14 protein-coding genes, 1 tRNA gene and 1 pseudogene are annotated in these 16,794 nt (G+C 69.2%); 13 read left to right on the forward strand and 3 right to left on the reverse strand.

The features are described 5' to 3' along the window. The first annotated feature begins 3 nt into the window (after positions 1–3). The 10 genes and pseudogenes from ACSQ4M_RS34550 to ACSQ4M_RS34595 all read left to right on the forward strand — a co-directional run bounded on the left by ACSQ4M_RS34550 (position 4) and on the right by ACSQ4M_RS34595 (position 11,086). Positions 4–597 (forward strand): GNAT family N-acetyltransferase, encoded by a 594-nt coding sequence (locus ACSQ4M_RS34550; protein ID WP_436193858.1) that lies wholly within the window; start codon positions 4–6, stop codon positions 595–597. A 16-nt stretch (positions 598–613) separates the two neighbouring features. After that, a complete protein-coding gene (locus tag ACSQ4M_RS34555; protein WP_056669919.1) occupies positions 614–1,807 on the forward strand; it encodes a vWA domain-containing protein in 1,194 nt (397 codons plus the stop codon). 4 nt (positions 1,808–1,811) lie between these two features. Then, positions 1,812–3,755: an autotransporter assembly complex protein TamA gene (locus ACSQ4M_RS34560; RefSeq protein WP_436193859.1), complete on the forward strand. Its 1,944-nt coding sequence runs from the start codon at positions 1,812–1,814 to the stop codon at positions 3,753–3,755. Continuing rightward, positions 3,755–7,819: a translocation/assembly module TamB domain-containing protein gene (locus ACSQ4M_RS34565; protein WP_436193860.1), complete on the forward strand. Its 4,065-nt coding sequence runs from the start codon at positions 3,755–3,757 to the stop codon at positions 7,817–7,819. Before ACSQ4M_RS34560 ends, ACSQ4M_RS34565 begins: the two co-directional genes overlap by 1 nt. 40 nt (positions 7,820–7,859) lie before the next feature. Next, positions 7,860–7,934: transfer RNA gene (locus ACSQ4M_RS34570), tRNA-Arg, on the forward strand. A gap of 36 nt (positions 7,935–7,970) precedes the next feature. Continuing rightward, positions 7,971–8,312: pseudogene (locus tag ACSQ4M_RS34575) on the forward strand (HipA family kinase); the annotation flags it as partial. Next, a complete protein-coding gene (locus ACSQ4M_RS34580) occupies positions 8,309–8,650 on the forward strand; it encodes a hypothetical protein (protein ID WP_436193861.1) in 342 nt (113 codons plus the stop codon). The pseudogene ACSQ4M_RS34575 and the gene ACSQ4M_RS34580, both read left to right, overlap by 4 nt. 87 nt (positions 8,651–8,737) lie before the next feature. Continuing rightward, the gene (locus ACSQ4M_RS34585; RefSeq protein WP_436193862.1) at positions 8,738–9,532 is read left to right on the forward strand and encodes a helix-turn-helix domain-containing protein; all 795 of its coding nucleotides are present in this window, start codon (positions 8,738–8,740) and stop codon (positions 9,530–9,532) included. Between the two features lie 187 nt (positions 9,533–9,719). After that, positions 9,720–10,505, forward strand: a complete 786-nt coding sequence (locus ACSQ4M_RS34590) for a THxN family PEP-CTERM protein (RefSeq protein WP_436193863.1) — start codon at positions 9,720–9,722, stop codon at positions 10,503–10,505. Positions 10,506–10,645: 140 nt separating this feature from the next. Continuing rightward, positions 10,646–11,086 (forward strand): DUF2501 domain-containing protein, encoded by a 441-nt coding sequence (locus ACSQ4M_RS34595; RefSeq protein WP_436193864.1) that lies wholly within the window; start codon positions 10,646–10,648, stop codon positions 11,084–11,086. A 7-nt stretch (positions 11,087–11,093) separates the two neighbouring features. Here the strand turns inward: ACSQ4M_RS34595 and ACSQ4M_RS34600 are convergent, their stop codons facing one another. Then, a complete protein-coding gene (locus ACSQ4M_RS34600) occupies positions 11,094–11,573 on the reverse strand; it encodes a YqaA family protein (protein ID WP_436193865.1) in 480 nt (159 codons plus the stop codon). 120 nt (positions 11,574–11,693) lie between these two features. Here ACSQ4M_RS34600 and dusB point away from each other — a divergent pair, with 120 nt between their 5' ends. Genes dusB through purH form a run of 3 tightly spaced genes read left to right on the forward strand, consistent with a single transcriptional unit; the run spans position 11,694 to position 14,609 of the window. Next, complete coding sequence (dusB, locus tag ACSQ4M_RS34605) at positions 11,694–12,734, forward strand: tRNA dihydrouridine synthase DusB (RefSeq protein ID WP_436193866.1); 1,041 nt, start codon at positions 11,694–11,696, stop codon at positions 12,732–12,734. Then, a complete protein-coding gene (locus ACSQ4M_RS34610; RefSeq protein ID WP_056664797.1) occupies positions 12,731–12,967 on the forward strand; it encodes a Fis family transcriptional regulator in 237 nt (78 codons plus the stop codon). Before dusB ends, ACSQ4M_RS34610 begins: the two co-directional genes overlap by 4 nt. A gap of 37 nt (positions 12,968–13,004) precedes the next feature. Then, complete coding sequence (gene purH, locus ACSQ4M_RS34615) at positions 13,005–14,609, forward strand: bifunctional phosphoribosylaminoimidazolecarboxamide formyltransferase/IMP cyclohydrolase (protein ID WP_436193867.1); 1,605 nt, start codon at positions 13,005–13,007, stop codon at positions 14,607–14,609. Between the two features lie 70 nt (positions 14,610–14,679). Here purH and ACSQ4M_RS34620 read toward each other — a convergent pair whose 3' ends face one another. Together ACSQ4M_RS34620 and hemL are read right to left on the reverse strand one after the other, a co-directional pair. Continuing rightward, positions 14,680–15,396, reverse strand: coding sequence for a glycine zipper 2TM domain-containing protein (locus tag ACSQ4M_RS34620; RefSeq protein ID WP_436193868.1), 717 nt, complete (start codon positions 15,394–15,396; stop codon positions 14,680–14,682). A gap of 92 nt (positions 15,397–15,488) precedes the next feature. Next, the gene (hemL, locus tag ACSQ4M_RS34625; RefSeq protein WP_436193869.1) at positions 15,489–16,790 is read right to left on the reverse strand and encodes a glutamate-1-semialdehyde 2,1-aminomutase; all 1,302 of its coding nucleotides are present in this window, start codon (positions 16,788–16,790) and stop codon (positions 15,489–15,491) included. Positions 16,791–16,794 lie beyond the last annotated feature (4 nt).

The following is a 16,794-nucleotide window of genomic DNA, read 5'->3' on the forward strand; positions in this document are numbered from 1 at the left end:
ACCGTGGCCTTCGCCGAACCCGTGACCCTGCGTGGCCAGCATGTGCTGCTGGAGCCGCTCGCCCCGGCCCATGCCGCAGAAGCCCACGCCGCCGCGCAGGACGGTGAGATCTGGAAGCATTGGTACACCACCGTTCCAGCGCCCGACAAGGCCGGCAACGAGATCGCGCGCCGGCTGGACCTGCAGGCCAAGGGCAGCATGCTGCCGTTCGCCGTGCGCGACGCCCGCGGCGGCTTCGCCGGCATGACGACCTTCATGAACATCGACGCGGGCAACCGGCGCGTGGAGATCGGCAGCACCTGGTACCGCGCCAGCGTACAGCGCACCGGCCTGAACACCGAGGCCAAGCTGCTGCTGCTGGGCCATGCGTTCGATCAACTGCGGTGCATCGCGGTGGAGTTCCGCACGCACTGGTTCAATTTCCAAAGCCGGGCCGCCATCGCCCGCCTGGGCGCCAAGCAGGACGGCGTGCTGCGCAACCACATGGTGGCGCCCAACGGCACGCTGCGCGACACCGTGGTGTTCTCCATCCTCCAGAGCGAATGGCCCACGGTGCAGGCGCATCTGCGCTACCAACTCGACAAGCCACGCGCCTGAGCGCGAGGAGTCCGCCATGCTGATCGACTTCTTCTACACCCTGCGCTCGGCCAAGCTGCCGGTCTCGGTCAAGGAATACCTGATGCTGCTCGACGCGGTCAAGCAGGGCGTGGTGGGGCCGGCCAGCCCCGACGGCGCCTACGCGATCGACGATTTCTACTACCTGTCGCGCACCGCGCTGGTGAAGGACGAGAAGCACTACGACAAGTTCGACCGCGCCTTCGCCGCCTACTTCAAGGGCGTGGAGATGCTGGCCGACTTCACCAAGGACATCCCGCTCGAGTGGTTGCGCAAGAACCTCGAACTGGAGCTGTCGCCCGAGGAGAAGGCCAAGATCGAGAAGATGGGCTGGGACGAGCTCATGGAGACGCTCAAGAAGCGCTTCGAGGAGCAAAAGGAGCGCCACGAGGGCGGCAGCAAGTGGATCGGCACGGGCGGCACCTCGCCCTTCGGCGCCAACGGCTTCAACCCGCAGGGCATCCGCATCGGCCAGGAGAAGGGCCGCAACAAGAGCGCCGTGAAGGTCTGGGACCAGCGCGCCTACAAGGACTACGACGACAGCCAGGAACTGGGCACGCGCAACATCAAGGTGGCGCTGCGCCGGCTGCGCAAGTTCGCGCGCGAGGGCCACGAGGAAGAGCTGGACCTGGACGACACCATCCGCTCCACCGCTGCCAACGCCGGCTACCTGGACATCAAGATGGTGCCCGAGCGCCACAACAACGTGAAAGTGCTGCTGCTGATGGATGTGGGCGGCACGATGGACGAGCACATCGCGCGCGTGGAAGAGCTGTTCTCGGCCACCCGGACCGAGTTCAAGCACATGGAGTTCTACTACTTCCACAACTGCGTCTACGACTTCATGTGGAAGAACAACCGGCGGCGTTTCTCCGAGAAGTTCGCCACCTGGGACATCCTGCGCAAGTACAACAAGGACTACAAGCTGATCTTCGTGGGCGATGCGACCATGAGTCCTTACGAAATCTTGCAACCTGGCGGCAGCGTGGAATACAACAACGAGGAGCCCGGCGCCGAGTGGCTGCAGCGTCTCACGCACGCCTTCCCCAAGTTCGCGTGGATCAATCCCGAACCCCAGGGGGTCTGGCAATACCGGCAGAGCATCGGCGTGATCCAGCAGCTCATGAGCAACAGGATGTTTCCCCTGACGCTCAAAGGGCTCGAGGAAGCCATGCGCCTGCTGTCAAAATGATTTGATGTTCCTGGCGGTTGCGAAGCGTGCGCCGGCCCTGTGGCCGGCGTTTTTGTTGGTGGTGGTTCTGGTGCTTCCGGGGTGCGGCCTGCTGCGTTCCGCCCCCGAACCGGTGCCAGCCAACGCTAGCGGAGCCGATGGCACCCAGGTCATGCCCAGCGAGGCCGCCGCCAAGGACGCAGACAAGCCCGACGACAGGCGAGACAACTTCACGGTCGACGTGCGCGGCCCCGATCCCGCGCGCGCGCTGCTCGAGACCCACCTGGATCTGCAGCGCTACCGCCGGCTCGACGCGCTTTCCGTGGCCGAGATCTCGCGCCTGATGGCCGCGGCCGAGCCCAACGCGCGCCAGCTGCTGGGCACGCTGGGCTACTTCACGCCGACGCTGACGCTGGAGCTGCAGGACACCCCAGGCGGCGAGCGCGCGGACCACGCCGTGCTGATCACCGTCGACCCCGGCCCCATCACCCAGGTGGGCGAGGTCAAGCTGGACTTCAGCGGCGCCATCGCCGCGGAGAACCCGCAGGCCGAACGCCGGCGCAACGCCATCGAACGCAACTGGTCGCTGCGCAGCGGCGCGGCGTTCACCCAGTCCGGCTGGGACAGCGCCAAGAGCGCGGCCCAGCGCCAGCTCACGGCACGGCGCTACCCGCTGGGCCGCATCGCCGACAGCCGCGCCCAGGTCGATGCAGACCGGCAGCTGGCCGACCTCGGGGTGCAATTCGACTCGGGCGCGGCCTACCGCTTCGGCGACCTGCAGATCCGCGGCAGCGAACGCTACAGCCCGCTCAACGCGGTGCGCATCGCGCAGCTGCCCACGGGCCAGGAGTACGACCAGCAAAAGCTGCTGGACACACAGGCGCGCCTGGCTGCCAGCGGCTTCTACGAATCCGTGTTCCTGACACTGGACACCGACGGCACCGATCCACAGAACGTGCCCGTGATCGCCCAGGTGCGCGAGGCACCGCTGCAAAAGCTCGTGTTCGGCGTGGGCTACACCACCGACACGGGGCCGCGCCTGTCGATGGACCACATCCACAACAAGATCCCGCTGCTGGACTGGCGCGCCGTGTCGCGCCTGTCGCTGGACAACGAGAACCAGTCGCTGGGCACCTCGCTGTTCGGCCTGCTCGACGCGCGGCTGTGGCGCTGGTTCGGCAGCGGGCTGGTGCAGCGCGAGCGCTCGGGCAGCTTCGACGTGCTCTCGGGCAGCCTGCGCTATGGCCGCAGCAAGTCCACCGACCACATCGACCGCAGCTACTTCGCGCAGTACGACTACGCGCGCAGCTCGGGCGCGGATGCACCGCCGCCGGCCTCCACCGTGAGCCTGAATTGGGGCTGGACCGGCCGCTACTTCGACAACAACAGCCGGCCGCGCCGCGGCCAGGGCCTGCAGCTGGAGGCCGGCGTCGGCACCACGCTGCTGGGCGGCCAGTACCCCTACACGCGCACGGTGGCGCGCTGGCTGGGCTACGTGCCGCTGTACCAGGTGCGCGCGGGCGGCTCCACGGACACCGAGACGCGTGCACGCCGCGCACGCCTGCAGCTGCGCGCCGAAGCCGGCGCGGTGGTCGCCGCCGACGCGGCGCAGATCCCTTCCACCCAGCTGTTCCTGACCGGCGGCGACACCACGGTGCGCGGCTTCGGCTACCGCCAGATCGGCGCGAGCTACGTCAACGACACCACGGTGGCCGGCCGCTACATGGCAGTGGGCAGCGTGGAGCTGCAGCATCCCATCGTCTGGAACGGCGCCCTGACGGACTTCGAGGCCGTGGCCTTCGTCGACTCCGGCTCGGTGGCCGACCGCGCAGCCGATTTCCAGTACAAGGTCGGCGCCGGCGGCGGCATGCGCTGGTACAGCCCGGTCGGGCTGGTGCAGGCCGACATCGCCCACGGCTTCGGCGAGGGCGGCATCAGCATCCACCTGCGGCTGGGGTTCACGTTCTGATGGCGCCCGCCACGCCCCCCACCCCAGCCGCGCCGCCCAGGCCGCGCCGGCGCCTGCTGCGCGCGCTGGGCTGGGGCGCGGCCGGCCTGGGCACCGCCATCGTGGCGCTGGGCGCCTATGGCTGGTGGTGGAGCGGCCAGCCCCAGTCGCTGCCCACCGTGCTGTCGTTCGCCAGCCGCTACCTGCCAGCCGGGCAGACGCTGCAGACCCGCGACGCGCAAGGCGCGCTGCGCCACGGCGCCAGCATCGCCTGGCTGCGCTGGCAGAGCCCGGCGATGGCCGTCGAAGTCACCGACCTGCAGCTGCGCTGGCGGCTGCGGCCCCTGCTGGCGCGCCGCGTGCAGGTCGACCAGTTCCAGATCGGCAAGCTGCAGCTGGTGCCCGGCGCGCCCCAGCCCGAGACCACGCCGGCAGAGCCCCTGCAGCAGCTGACGCTGCCGGTGGAAATCGCGCTGCCGTTCGACGTGCGCGAGATCGTCTACGGCGCCGACCCGGCCGCGCCCACGCTCACGGTGCAGGCGCTGGCCGGCCACTACCGCTACGCGGCCGGTCACCACCAGCTCAAGCTCGACAGCGTGGAGGTGGCCGACGGCCGCTACCAGGGCCAGGTCGCGCTGCAAGGCGCCACGCCCATGGCCATCGATGCGCAGCTGCGTGGCGAGGTGCGCGCACCCATGGTGGAAGGCAGCGCGCCGCTCACGGTGCTGGCCGAGGCCACGGTGCGCGGGCAACTCGCGCAGCCCGACGGGCAGCTCCAGGTCAGGGGCCAGGTCGCGCCTGTCGGTGGCGACGAAGGCATGCGCGCCACGCTGGACGCCGACATCGCACCCTGGCAAACCCAGCCCGTGCTGCGCGCGCTGGCGGATTTCCAGCGCATCGATGCCGCGCGCTTCGTGCCCGGCGCACCGCGCACCGACCTGTCCGGCACGCTCAAGGCCGGCCCCGTGCCAGCAGCCACGCCCGGTGCCGCCACGGCCTGGCAGGCCGAAGTGCAGGCGCGCAACGCGCTGTCCGGCCCCTGGGACCAGCAACGCCTGCCGCTGGCCGGCGTGCAGGCCACGGCCCGCCTGGACGGCCAGGACTGGACCGTGCCGCAGGCCGAACTCGAACTCGGCAAGGGCCGCATCGCGCTGCAGGCCAGCTACAGCCCGACGCCGCTGCGCTGGCAGGCCGAGGCACGCATCGAGCGCGTCCAGCCCGCCCTGCTGTACTCCACGTTGGACGCCGCGCCGGTGTCTGGCACGGCCAAGGCCGACCAGCAGGACGCCGTCATCCGCTTCGATGCCGGCCTGCAAGCCGCTGCGGCACGCGCCGGCACGCCCGCCGCGCCGCGGCTGGACCTGCTGCAGGCCCGCGGCCTGTACCGCACCGCCACGCAGCAGTTGGAACTCGACGCGCTGCGCATCGACGCCGGCCCGGCGCGCGTCGCGGGCCAGCTGCGCGCGCAACTCGACACACGGGCCGGCGCCGGCAAGCTCGAGCTGCAGGCCCCTGGCCTGCAGGCCCAGCTGGAGGGCGACATCGCCGCCACGCGTGGCCAGGCCCAGGCCCGCGTGAACCTGCGCGACGCCGCCAGCCTGCAGCGCTGGCTGTCCAGCCTGCCCGGGCTGGAGAAGGCCTTCGCCGGCACGTCGGCGGCCGGCAATGCGCAGCTGGGCCTGCGCTGGCAGGGCGGCTGGGCCCAGCTGCAGCAGCAGCTGGCCCAGCCCTCCACCGTGCAGCGCGGCCTGGCCATCGAACTGGCACTGGATGCGCCGCGGCTGGACCTGCAATTGCCCGGTGCCGACCCGGCCACGCCCCGGTCCATCGCGCTGCGCGACATCGCCGCGCGGCTGTCGGGCAGCCCGGCCGACGCGCAGCTCGCCGTGGACGGTCGCGCCGCCATGGGCCCGCAACAGTTCCGCCTGCGCACGCGCGCCAGCGGTGGCATCGCGGGCCGCGACCAGTGGCGCCTGGCCGTCAGCGAACTGCAGGCCTCGGCCAGCGGTGTGGCGGGGGGCACGGAGAAGCAGCCCTGGCAGCTGGCGCTGCAGCAGCCACTGTCGGCCACACTGCGCCGGGGTGCTTCCCCGCTGTGGCAGCTCGATGCCTCGGCCAGCAGCGCCACCTTGCAGGGCCCGGGCCCGGACGCGCTGCAACTGCAATGGCAGCCGCTGCTGCTGGCGCAGACGGCAGGCACGCCCACAGCTGCCTGGCAGCTGCGCGGCAGCGGCCGCGTGCTGGGCCTGTCCATGGCCTGGGCCGAGGCACTGGCGCCCCAGATGGCCCAGAGCGGCATCGGCGGCGACCTGGTGTTCGATGGCGACTGGAACGTCGACACCACCGGCCCGCTGCGCGCCAGCGCCAGGCTGGTCCGGCGCAGCGGCGACCTGCTGGTGCGCGCGGGCGAGGGTGCGCTGGTCCGGCGCATCCACACCGAGGGCACGGGCACGGCGCGCGAAACCACCATCGACAACGGACGCCCGGCCGATGCGCCGGCCACGCCGGCCGGCATCCAGCGCGCCGAACTGGTGCTCAACGCCCAGGGCGAGGACGTGCGCGCCCAGCTGTTCTGGAACAGCACGCGCGCCGGTGAGGCGCAGGCCGACGTGCGCACGCGCATCGCCACGGCCGGCGGCAGCTTCGCCTGGCCCGAGGACGCGCCGCTGACGGGCCGGCTCACGGCCCGCGTGCCCAACGTGGGCGTGTGGTCCATGTTCGCGCCGCCAGCCTGGCGCATCGACGGCACGCTGGCGGCCGATGCGGCGTTGTCCGGCACACGCAGCGCGCCGCAGTGGAACGGCACGCTGTCGGCCGATGGCCTGGCCGTGCGCGCGGCCGTCGAGGGCGTGGAACTGAAGGACGGCCGCCTGCGCGCGCGGTTGCAGGGCAACCGCTTGACGCTGGACGAGTTGACGCTCAAGGGCGGCAGCGCCAGCCGCGTGCGCATCGCGGGCCCGGCCGGCAACCTCAGCACGGTCAGCAGCGAGGCCGCCCGCGACGGCGGCGAACTGCGCCTGTCTGGCAATGTGCAATGGGATGCCGCGGCCGCCGACCAGTCGGGCATCGCGATGGACCTGAACGCCGATCTGCGCAGCCTGCGCGTGCTGGTGCGCAGCGACCGCCAGGTCACGGTCTCGGGCCAGCTGCAGGCGGGCATGGCGCAGGGACAGATCCGCGTGCGCGGCGCGCTGACGACCGACCGCGGCGTGGTCATCCTGCCCGACGAGACCGCGCCCACGCTGGGCAGCGATGTCAGCGTCCGCTCGGCCGCGATCGACGCCGAGGCCCGCGCCCGCCAGGCGCGCGAGAAGGCCAGCGCCGACGCCGCGGCCGCCAAGCAGGCCAAGGCCCAGCCCGCCAAGCCGCCGGACATCGCCGTCAGCCTAGACATGGGCCGCGACTTCGCGGTCCAGGGCCATGGCCTGACCACGCGCCTGGGCGGCAAGATCGACATCACGGCCAACGCCAACAGCGGCGGCCAGCCGCGCGTGACGGGCGAGATCCAGACCGTGCAGGGCCGCTACCGCGCCTATGGCCAGCAGCTGGACGTGGAGTCGGGCCTGGCCCGCTTCAACGGCCCCTACGACAACCCCTCGCTGGACATCCTGGCCGTGCGGCCGAACCTGGAGCAAAAGGCCGGCGTGCACATCACCGGCACGGCGCAGTCGCCGCGCGTGGCGCTGTATTCCTCGCCGCAGCTGACCGATGCCGAAACCCTGTCCTGGATGCTGCTGGGCCGCTCCACGGCGGGCGGCGGCGCCGAGGCGGCCGTCATGCAGCAGGCCGCGCTGGCGCTGCTCGGCGGCTTCGGCCCCAAGGGCGGCGGCGGCAACTTCGCCAGCCGTTTCGGCCTGGACGAGATCGGCTTTAAGGGCGCGGCCACGGGCGAGGACGCCAGCGGCTCGGCGCTCACGCTGGGCAAGCGGCTGACCGACCAGATCTACGTGACCTACGAGGCCAGCCTGGCCGGCAGCCTGGGCACGCTGTACATCTTCTACGACCTCACGCGCAACCTCGCGCTGCGCGGCCAGGCCGGCCTCAAGAGCGGCGTGGACCTGATCTACACGCTGAGCTACGACTGATCGGCCCCCTCTGCGGGCCCCCTACAATGCGCGCCCGCGCCTCCTCGTAGTTCAATGGATAGAACGAGTGCCTCCTAAGCGCTAGATACAGGTTCGATTCCTGTCGAGGGGACCAACAACCTGCTGATCTCACAGGGGCCACAACAGGCGCGGGCTCGCTGCCGAGGTCATTTGCGCACAGTTGGCAACAGCGCTTGACCTACCGGTCCCCGAGGCGGTCATCGCCGAGATTCCAGAAGAACTGATCTCGGAATCCAAGGCAGCAGGCATCTCCCTTGACGAACTCGGCCCCGGGCCTTGCTTCGGGTCCCAGGTGGTGCAGGCAGTCGAGTTCACGATGTCGCACAAGAGCGAAGTGGCCCAGCCCGTGAAGCAGGCGCTCGCGGTGTTCGACTGGTGGACGCGAAACGAAGACAGAACGCTGACCGCCCTCGGCGGCAACGTGAATTTGCTCTGGAGGCGCGACGCAAACGGGGGGGCTTGTGGTCATTGACCGCAACCTGGCGTTTTCCGAGCGCAACTTTCCCTTTGGTGAATGCCACTGTTGAGGACGAACCGCTCAAGATCATCAAGCCCTTGTCGCTTGTTCATGCAGATGCCTCGCAGATCCTGGACCATGGGGCTGCGTGGCAGCACAAAGTCCGAACGTTGCAGCGCCGCAACTTGCTGCCCGCACCCGTTCTGGTGGCAGTCGAAGGGCAGCTGGAAGACGATACGCGTCAGGCCATCGCTCGCCGCGAGGTAGTCGAAGGTTTCCGCGAACTGAACGTTCAGGTTGTGTCGTCTACTGACGAAGCCGCCATCGAAGAGTTCGCTCTGCGCTCTGCTTGAGCCTTTGGATCAGGCCTCCCGCGGTCAGATCCAGTGCACCCATCGCCGCGCAGCCACGCCAGGCCGCAGGTCCCCGACAGCGCGAAGATGCCCCACTGCTGGGACTGCCAACTGGCCCAGAACCAGAACGGCGTGCCGACAAGGCCGAAGACCAACGCCCAGCGCCACGCGCAGGCAGCGGCGGAAGCGGCGGGTCTTCACGACAACGGAGCCGGGCCAGTTTCGAAGTCCCGCGGCTCGCCCTTGCGCTCGCTACGGATCAGTTCACTGCCACGCGCCCGCAACGCATCGCGCAGCGTCAGCCATTCTCGACGCGGGGGTGCCCCCTTTGCCGCTGTCGTTCAGAAAGCCGCTGATGAACACCTTGTCCTGTCGGCGCAGTCGCCGCACATCGCGCTCGGCGCATCGCTGGACCACCGCCTGCGCGCGGCCATCGCGCACATGCGCGCGCACGTGTCCGACAAGGCCACCATCGACGACATCGCAGGCCGCGTCGGCCTGTCACGCGGTCACCTGTTCGCGCTGTTCCGCGACCAGTTGAACACGACACCCCAGGTGTTCTGGCGCGCGGTGCGCGTGGAAGAGGCAATGCGGCGCGTTGGCGACGGCGCGCCGCTCACCGACGTCGCGCTCGATCTCGGCTTCTCGGCGCCTGGCAACTTCTCGCGCTTCTTCAAGGAGCACACCGGCGTGTCGCCCTCGATCTTCCGGCGGGCCGTACGCGCGCCAATGCCATCGACCGTGACGGGCGTTCCACGCAAAGCCTGTCGGCGGGTCCGCACACATCGAAGCAAGGCTCGCCTCTGTAGGACTTCTTGCCACTCAATGTCGGAACTCTCCTACACGATCACCCACCCAACGACAAGAGAACAAACCTTGTAAAACGTCGATTTTTTTGACATTTAGCACTTCACCTGTTCCATTTGAGCGCGCTAACTATCTGGTACTAGACATAAAAAGCGAACAGGCACGGCATTTGCGCGGTGCAGCATTCGCCGGGTCTCCGACCTGTTCTTTCCCCCAACGCAAAGGAAATGCAATGCGCTCTCTGAAATCAAGCCGTGTCGCCATGGCTGTCGCTGTTGCCCTGGCAGCATCCGCCGCGAGTGCCGCTCCCGTCGCCAACTGGACCTACGAGGTGACGAGCGCGTTCGACACGGCCCCCGCTGCCACGACGTTCGTGAACTCGGGGACGAATCCGGGCCCCGTCAATCCATCCACCGGCTACTGGACCAGCGCGAACCTGCTGCAGTGGGGCCAGAACGACGGCAGCATCGCCGCCGGCACCCGCAGCGGCCTGGAGATCACCAACTCGCCCTCCAACGGCCCGATCGCCACCAATGGCGCCTTCGTCCCGGCCAACAGCTACACCCACTACAACAACGCCGCACTGGGCGCCAACAGCTGGACGCTGAGCACGACCAAGATCGACTCGACGCTGAGCCTGTCTGCACCTGGCGTGGACAAGCTGTTCGAGACCTCCTACAGCGTGTACTTCACGGAAACGCCGAACCGCAACACCGGCTGCCCGTCCGCACCCGAAGCCAACCCCTGCAGCGACATCTTCGTGCTGGTGGGCGGCTTCGGCGAGTCGTTCACCTACGACGGCTACGAGTACAGCTTCCAGTTCATCTCCGACCCGGCGTTCACCGAGTTGAGCGACGCCCAGTGCGTCGCCGCTGGCTACCAGGCTGGCTGCTTCGGCTTCGCCACGCCCGAAGGCCAGGACTACACCGTGGACTTCGCATTCCGCCTGGTCGCAACGGAAGTGCCCGAGCCCGCCACCCTCGCGCTGATCGGCGCGGGCCTGCTGGGCATGGCCGGTCTGCGTCGTCGCCAGCAAGGCAAGCGCTGAGCACTCGGCGGCCTCAGCCAACCCCGCTTCGGCGGGGTTTTTTGTGTCCAGTGCCGGCATCGCGTCCATGCCACGCCACGGAGAAATGCGCAGCCTAGAATTCGGCGCAGCTCCGCACCCGCACCAACCAGGACATCACCATGGCCCGCCACCTTCTTCGCACTTGCACCATTGCCCTCGCCGTGCTGACCGCCCTGTCGGCACAAGCGGCGAGCCCGCTCGACAGGCTCAAGAGCGCGGCTGGCGAACAGTTGGGCGCCAGCGGCAGCGCGGCCGGCATGCTGGGCGGCCTGGGCCTGCCCAGCATCGGCGGCGGCACGGCCAGCAACGCGGCCGGCGTGCTGCAGTACTGCATCGAGCGCAAGTACCTGGCCGGCGGCGCGGCCGGCATCAAGGACAAGCTGCTCGGCAAGATCGGCCTGGGCGGCGGCAAGGAAACGCAGGACAAGGGCTACCAGAGCGGCCTGTCCGGCATCCTGAGCGGCAGCGACGGCAAGTCCTTCGACATGGGCAAGATCCAGGACCAGCTCAAGGACAAGGCCTGCGAGTACGTGCTCGACAACGCCAAGTCGCTGATCTGACCAAGCCTCAGTGCCAGACCCCGGGGAACGCCCAGACCAGCGACCCCGTCATGAGCAGGTAGCGCAGGAACTTGCCAATGGCCATGTAGAACAGGCAGGGCCAGAACGGCAAGCGCAGCCAGCCGGCCACCGCGCACAGCGGATCACCCACCGCGGGCAGCCAGGCCAGCAGGCAGGCCTTGGGCCCCAGCTTCTTCAGCCAGCCCAGCACGCGCACGTGGTGCGAGGAATGGCTGTAACGGTCGGCCACCTTGTGGGCGCCGTAGCCCAACCACCAGTCCACCGCACCGCCCAGCGTGTTGCCCACGGTGGCGACGGCAATGGCCGGCCAGAACATCTCCGGGTTGAGCTTGACCAGGCCGAACACTACGGGTTCGGAGCCCAGCGGCAGCAGCGTCGCCGAGATGAAGGACACGACGAACACCGTGCTCAAGCCGAACTCGGGCAGCGCCAGCGCGCTCAGCAATTGGTTCAGCCAGGCTTCCATGAGCGGGGCAGTATAGGGGTCGGCTCTCGCCCTCCTTGTAGGCAGGCAACCGTTTCAATTGCTGAAATATGAGGCAGCTAGAATCCGTCCCCCGCCTCCGCCCCCTCCCCTTCACCCCGCATGCAGATCGGCCAGTTCACTTTGGCGAACAACGTGTTTGCCGCCCCCATGGCCGGGGTGACGGACCGCCCCTTCCGCCAGCTGTGCAAGCAGCTGGGGGCGGGCTACGCGGTCAGCGAGATGGTGACCTCGCGGCGCGACCTGTGGACCTCGCTGAAGACCTCGCGCCGCGCCGACCACACCGGCGAGGTGGCGCCGATCGCCGTGCAGATCGCCGGCACCGATCCCGAGATGATGGCCGAGGCCGCGGCCTACAACCTGGAGCGCGGCGCCCAGATCATCGACATCAACATGGGCTGCCCGGCCAAGAAGGTCTGCAACAAGTGGGCCGGCTCGGCCCTGATGCAGAACGAGGCGCTGGCCGTGTCCATCGCCGAGGCCGTGGTGGCCGTCTGCGCCCCCCGCAACGTGCCGGTCACGCTCAAGATGCGCACCGGCTGGTGCGCCGAGCAGCGCAATGCCGTGGTGCTGGCGCGTGCCTTCGAGAGCGTGGGCGTGCAGATGCTGACCGTGCACGGCCGCACGCGCGAGCAAGGCTACAGCGGCCATGCCGAGTACGAGACCATTGCCGCCGTGAAGGCCGCGGTGCGCGTGCCCGTGGTGGCCAACGGCGACATCAGCACACCCGAGCGCGCGCGCGAGGTGCTGACCGCGACCGGCGCGGACGCCGTCATGATCGGCCGCGCGGCCCAGGGCCGGCCCTGGATCTTCCGCGAGGTCGTGCACTTCCTGGCGACCGGCGAACACCTGGCGCCGCCGCTGGTGGCCGAGGTCCGGCGCCTGCTGCTGGACCACCTGGCCGAGCACTACGCGCTGTATGGCGAGTACACCGGCGTGCGCTCGGCGCGCAAGCACATCGGCTGGTACGTGCGCCAGCTGCCGGGCGGCGAGGCGTTCCGCCAGCGCATGAACCGGCTCGAGCAACCGACCGAACAACTGGCCGCCGTGGCCGACTTCATGGACGAGATGGGCAGCCTTCACGAGCGCATGCCCACACCCGCAGCAAGCAGCGAAGAATTTCTGGAGGAGAGCGCAGCGTGAGCAAGAAGAGTATCGAAGAGTGCGTGCGCAGCAGCCTGGAAACCTACCTGAAGGACCTGCACGGCATCGAGCCGGGCGGGGTCTACGACATGATGATCCGCGCCGTCGAGAGGCCCATGCTGGAGGTCGTCATGCAGCACGCCGAGAACAACCAGTCGCGCGCGGCCGAGTGGCTGGGCCTGAACCGCAACACACTGCGCAAGAAGCTGGTCGACCACAAGCTCATCAAGTGAGCCAGCCCCCATCCCTTAGCTTTATTCCTTCGACCCGATGAATGCACTGATCTCCGTTTCCGACAAGACCGGCGTGCTGGCGCTGGCCCAGGGCCTGCACGCGCTGGGCGTCAAGCTGCTGTCCACCGGTGGCACCGCCAAGCTGCTGGCCGATGCCGGCCTGCCGGTGACCGAGGTGGCCGACCACACCGGCTTTCCCGAGATGCTGGACGGCCGCGTCAAGACGCTGCACCCCAAGATCCACGGCGGCCTGCTGGCACGCCGCGCGCTGCCCGCCCATGTGGCCGCGCTGGCCGAGCACGGCATCGAGACCATCGACCTGCTGGTCGTGAATCTGTACCCGTTCGAGGCCACCGTGGCCAAGGCCGGCTGCACGCTGGAAGACGCCATCGAGAACATCGACATCGGCGGCCCGGCCATGGTGCGCAGCGCCGCCAAGAACTGGCAGGACGTGGCCGTGCTGACCGACGCCTCGCAGTACGACGCAGTGCTGGCTGAACTGCAGGCTGGCAAGGGCAAGCTGTCTGACAAGACACGCTTCGCGCTGTCGGTGGCCGCGTTCAACCGCATCGCCGACTACGACGGCGCCATCAGCGACTTTCTGTCGGCGGTGGACTTCGAGGCCAGCGCCGGCCAGCCGGCGCCCGTGCGCGCGCTGTTCCCGGCGCAGAGCAACGGCCGCTTCGTCAAGCTGCAGGATCTGCGCTACGGCGAGAACCCGCACCAGCAGGCCGCGTTCTACCGCGACCTGTATCCGGCGCCCGGTTCGCTCGTGAGTGCCAAGCAGCTGCAGGGCAAGGAGCTCTCCTACAACAACATTGCCGACGCCGACGCGGCTTGGGAATGCGTCAAGAGCTTCGACGTGCCGGCCTGCGTGATCGTCAAGCACGCCAACCCCTGCGGCGTGGCCGTCGGCACCGACGCGCTGGACGCCTACAGCAAGGCCTTCCAGACCGACCCGACCTCGGCCTTCGGCGGCATCATCGCCTTCAACCGCCCGGTCGATCTGGCCACGGCGCAGCAGGTGCACAAGCAGTTCGTCGAGGTGCTGATGGCACCGGGCTACAGCGACGAGGCGCTGGCGCTGTTCCAGTCCACCAAGGCCAAGCAGAACGTGCGGGTGCTGCAGATTGCATTGCCCGTGGGCGGTGCGACCGACTGGGACAACGGACGCAACGCCATGGACGTCAAGCGCATCGGCTCGGGCCTGTTGATCCAGACCGCCGACAACCACGAGCTGCAGCTGGCCGACCTCAAGGTCGTGACCAAGAAGCAGCCCACGGCCGAAGAACTGCAGGACCTGCTGTTCGCCTGGAAGGTCGCCAAGTACGTCAAGAGCAATGCCATCGTGTTCTGCAAGAACGGCATGACCATGGGCGTGGGCGCCGGCCAGATGAGCCGGCTGGACTCGGCCCGCATCGCCAGCATCAAGGCCGAACACGCCAAGCTCTCGCTGGCCGGCACGGTGGTCGCGAGCGATGCCTTCTTCCCGTTCCGCGACGGCCTGGACGTGGTGGTGGACGCGGGCGCGACCTGCGTGATCCAGCCCGGTGGCTCCATGCGCGACCAGGAAGTGATAGCTGCCGCCGACGAGCGCGGCGTGGCCATGGTGTTCTCGGGCGTGCGGCACTTCCGCCACTGAGCCCAGGTTTCTCGGGTTTCGCCCAACAAAAAGCCCGCTCTGGTAGCGGGCTTTTTTGTGGGCGAGAGCTTCAGCGCCAGTGCGGGCGCCCGTAGTAGTAGCGCGGCGGCGGACCGTAATGCCGGTGCGACAGGTTGGCCCCGATCACGCCCAGGCCGATACCGATGGCCAACGGAGCCACATAGGACGGCGGGCTGTAAACCGGCGCCGATTCGTACACGGTGGTCACCGGCGCGGTCTGGTACACCGTGGCCGGCTGCACATAGGTGGTGCTGGAGATGATGCGGGCGGGCGCGCGCACCGGGGCCTGCTGCGGCGGCATGCTGCCGACCGGGGTGACCTGCAGCGGCACGCTGGGGCCCGGATCGTTGGCCATCTGCACCTGGTAGCGGCGGCCTGCGTATTCGTAGACCACGTCGTAGTACGAGGTCTGGTTCTGGTAGAAGGTCTGCGTGCTGCAGTTCTGCACGGTGCGGACCTGGTCGGGCTGCTGGCCTTCCACCTGGTTGCCGACCACCGCGCCGCCCAGGGCGCCGATCGCGGTGGCCGCCGCGTGGCCGCTGCCACCGCCGAAGGCACTGCCGATCACGCCACCGGCGATGGCACCGATCACGGCACCGGCGCCCGAGGGCTGCGACGCCGTGACCACCTGCTGGTTGTTGCAGACCAGGCGCGGCACGGCCACCTGCTGCATGACCGGCGTGGCCGAAATCACCGTGCCGTATTCCTGGGCCAGCACCGAGGCGCTCAGCAGGCTGGCGCCGGCAAGAAGCAAAAGCTTTTTCATGGTGATCCTTACGACCTGTGGGCCTGCCAAAAGTTTAGGCCTTTACACAGGCTTTTCAACGCGCCGGCCGACGCCGGGGTTGACGGTGGGGATCAGCCGCGCGCCAGCAGGCGGAACACGGCGCGCGCCGCATCCACCGTCTGCGCGATGTCGTCGTCGCTGTGGGCCGCGCTGACGAAGCCGGCTTCGTACAGGGCCGGCGCGATGTACACACCGCGCTCCAGCAGGCCGTGGAACAGTTGGTTGAAGCGCGCGCCGTCGGTGGTCATGACGGTGCGGTAGTTCTGCGGCAGCGCGTCCAGCAGGAAGAAGCCGAACATGCCGCCCTCGCTGTCGCCGCTGAAGGGCACGCCCTCGTCGGCCGCGGCCTGGCGCAGGCCGGCCACCAGGGCCTGCGTGCGCCGGGCCAGCGCGTCGTAGAAGCCCGGCTTGCCGATCTCGTGCAAGGTGGCCAGGCCGCAGGCCGTGGCCACGGGGTTGCCCGACAGCGTGCCGGCCTGGTAGACCGGGCCCAGCGGCGCCAGCTGTTCCATGACGGCGCGGCGCCCGCCGAAGGCCGCCAGCGGCATGCCGCCGCCGATGACCTTGCCCAGCACCGTGATGTCGGGCGCGAAGCCCGGGATCTCGCGCGCGTAGACGCTCTGGGCCCCGCCCAGCGCCACGCGGAAACCCGTCATGACCTCGTCGAATACGAACAGCGCCCCATGCTGCGTGCACAGCTCGCGGCAGCGCCGGATGAAGGGCACGCTGGCCCGCACGAAGTTCATGTTGCCCGCGATCGGCTCGATCATGAGGCAGGCCAGCGCCGCACCGTGCTCGGCAAAGGCCTGCTCCAGGCCCGCGAGGTCGTTGTACTCGAGCACCAGCGTGTCCTGCACCACCTCGGGCGGCACGCCGGCGCTGGTCGGGTTGCCGAAGGTCGCCAGGCCCGAGCCGGCCTTGACCAGCAGCGCGTCGGCATGGCCGTGGTAGCAGCCCTCGAACTTGATGATCTTCTTGCGGCCGGTGGCGCCGCGCGCCAGCCGGATCGCGCTCATCGCGGCCTCGGTGCCCGAGCTGACCAGGCGCACCATGTCCATGGACGGCAGGTGCGCGAGGATGGCCTCGGCCAGTTCGATCTCGCGCTCGGTCGGCGCGCCGAACGAGAAGCCCTGCACGGCAGCCTCCTGCACGGCGGCGAGCACGGCAGGGTGGCCGTGGCCCAGGATCATCGGGCCCCAGGAGCCGATGTAGTCGATGTAGCGCTGGTCTTCGGCATCCCAGAAGTAGGCACCCTGGGCACGCTGCACGAAACGCGGCACGCCGCCCACGGCGCGGAAGGCGCGCACAGGGGAATTCACGCCGCCGGGGATCACGCGCTGCGCGCGTGCGAACAGTTCTTCGTTGGTGCTCATGGTG

It is taken from the genome of Pseudorhodoferax sp. LjRoot39, assembly GCF_964253035.1.
Lineage (GTDB): Bacteria > Pseudomonadota > Gammaproteobacteria > Burkholderiales > Burkholderiaceae_C > Pseudorhodoferax.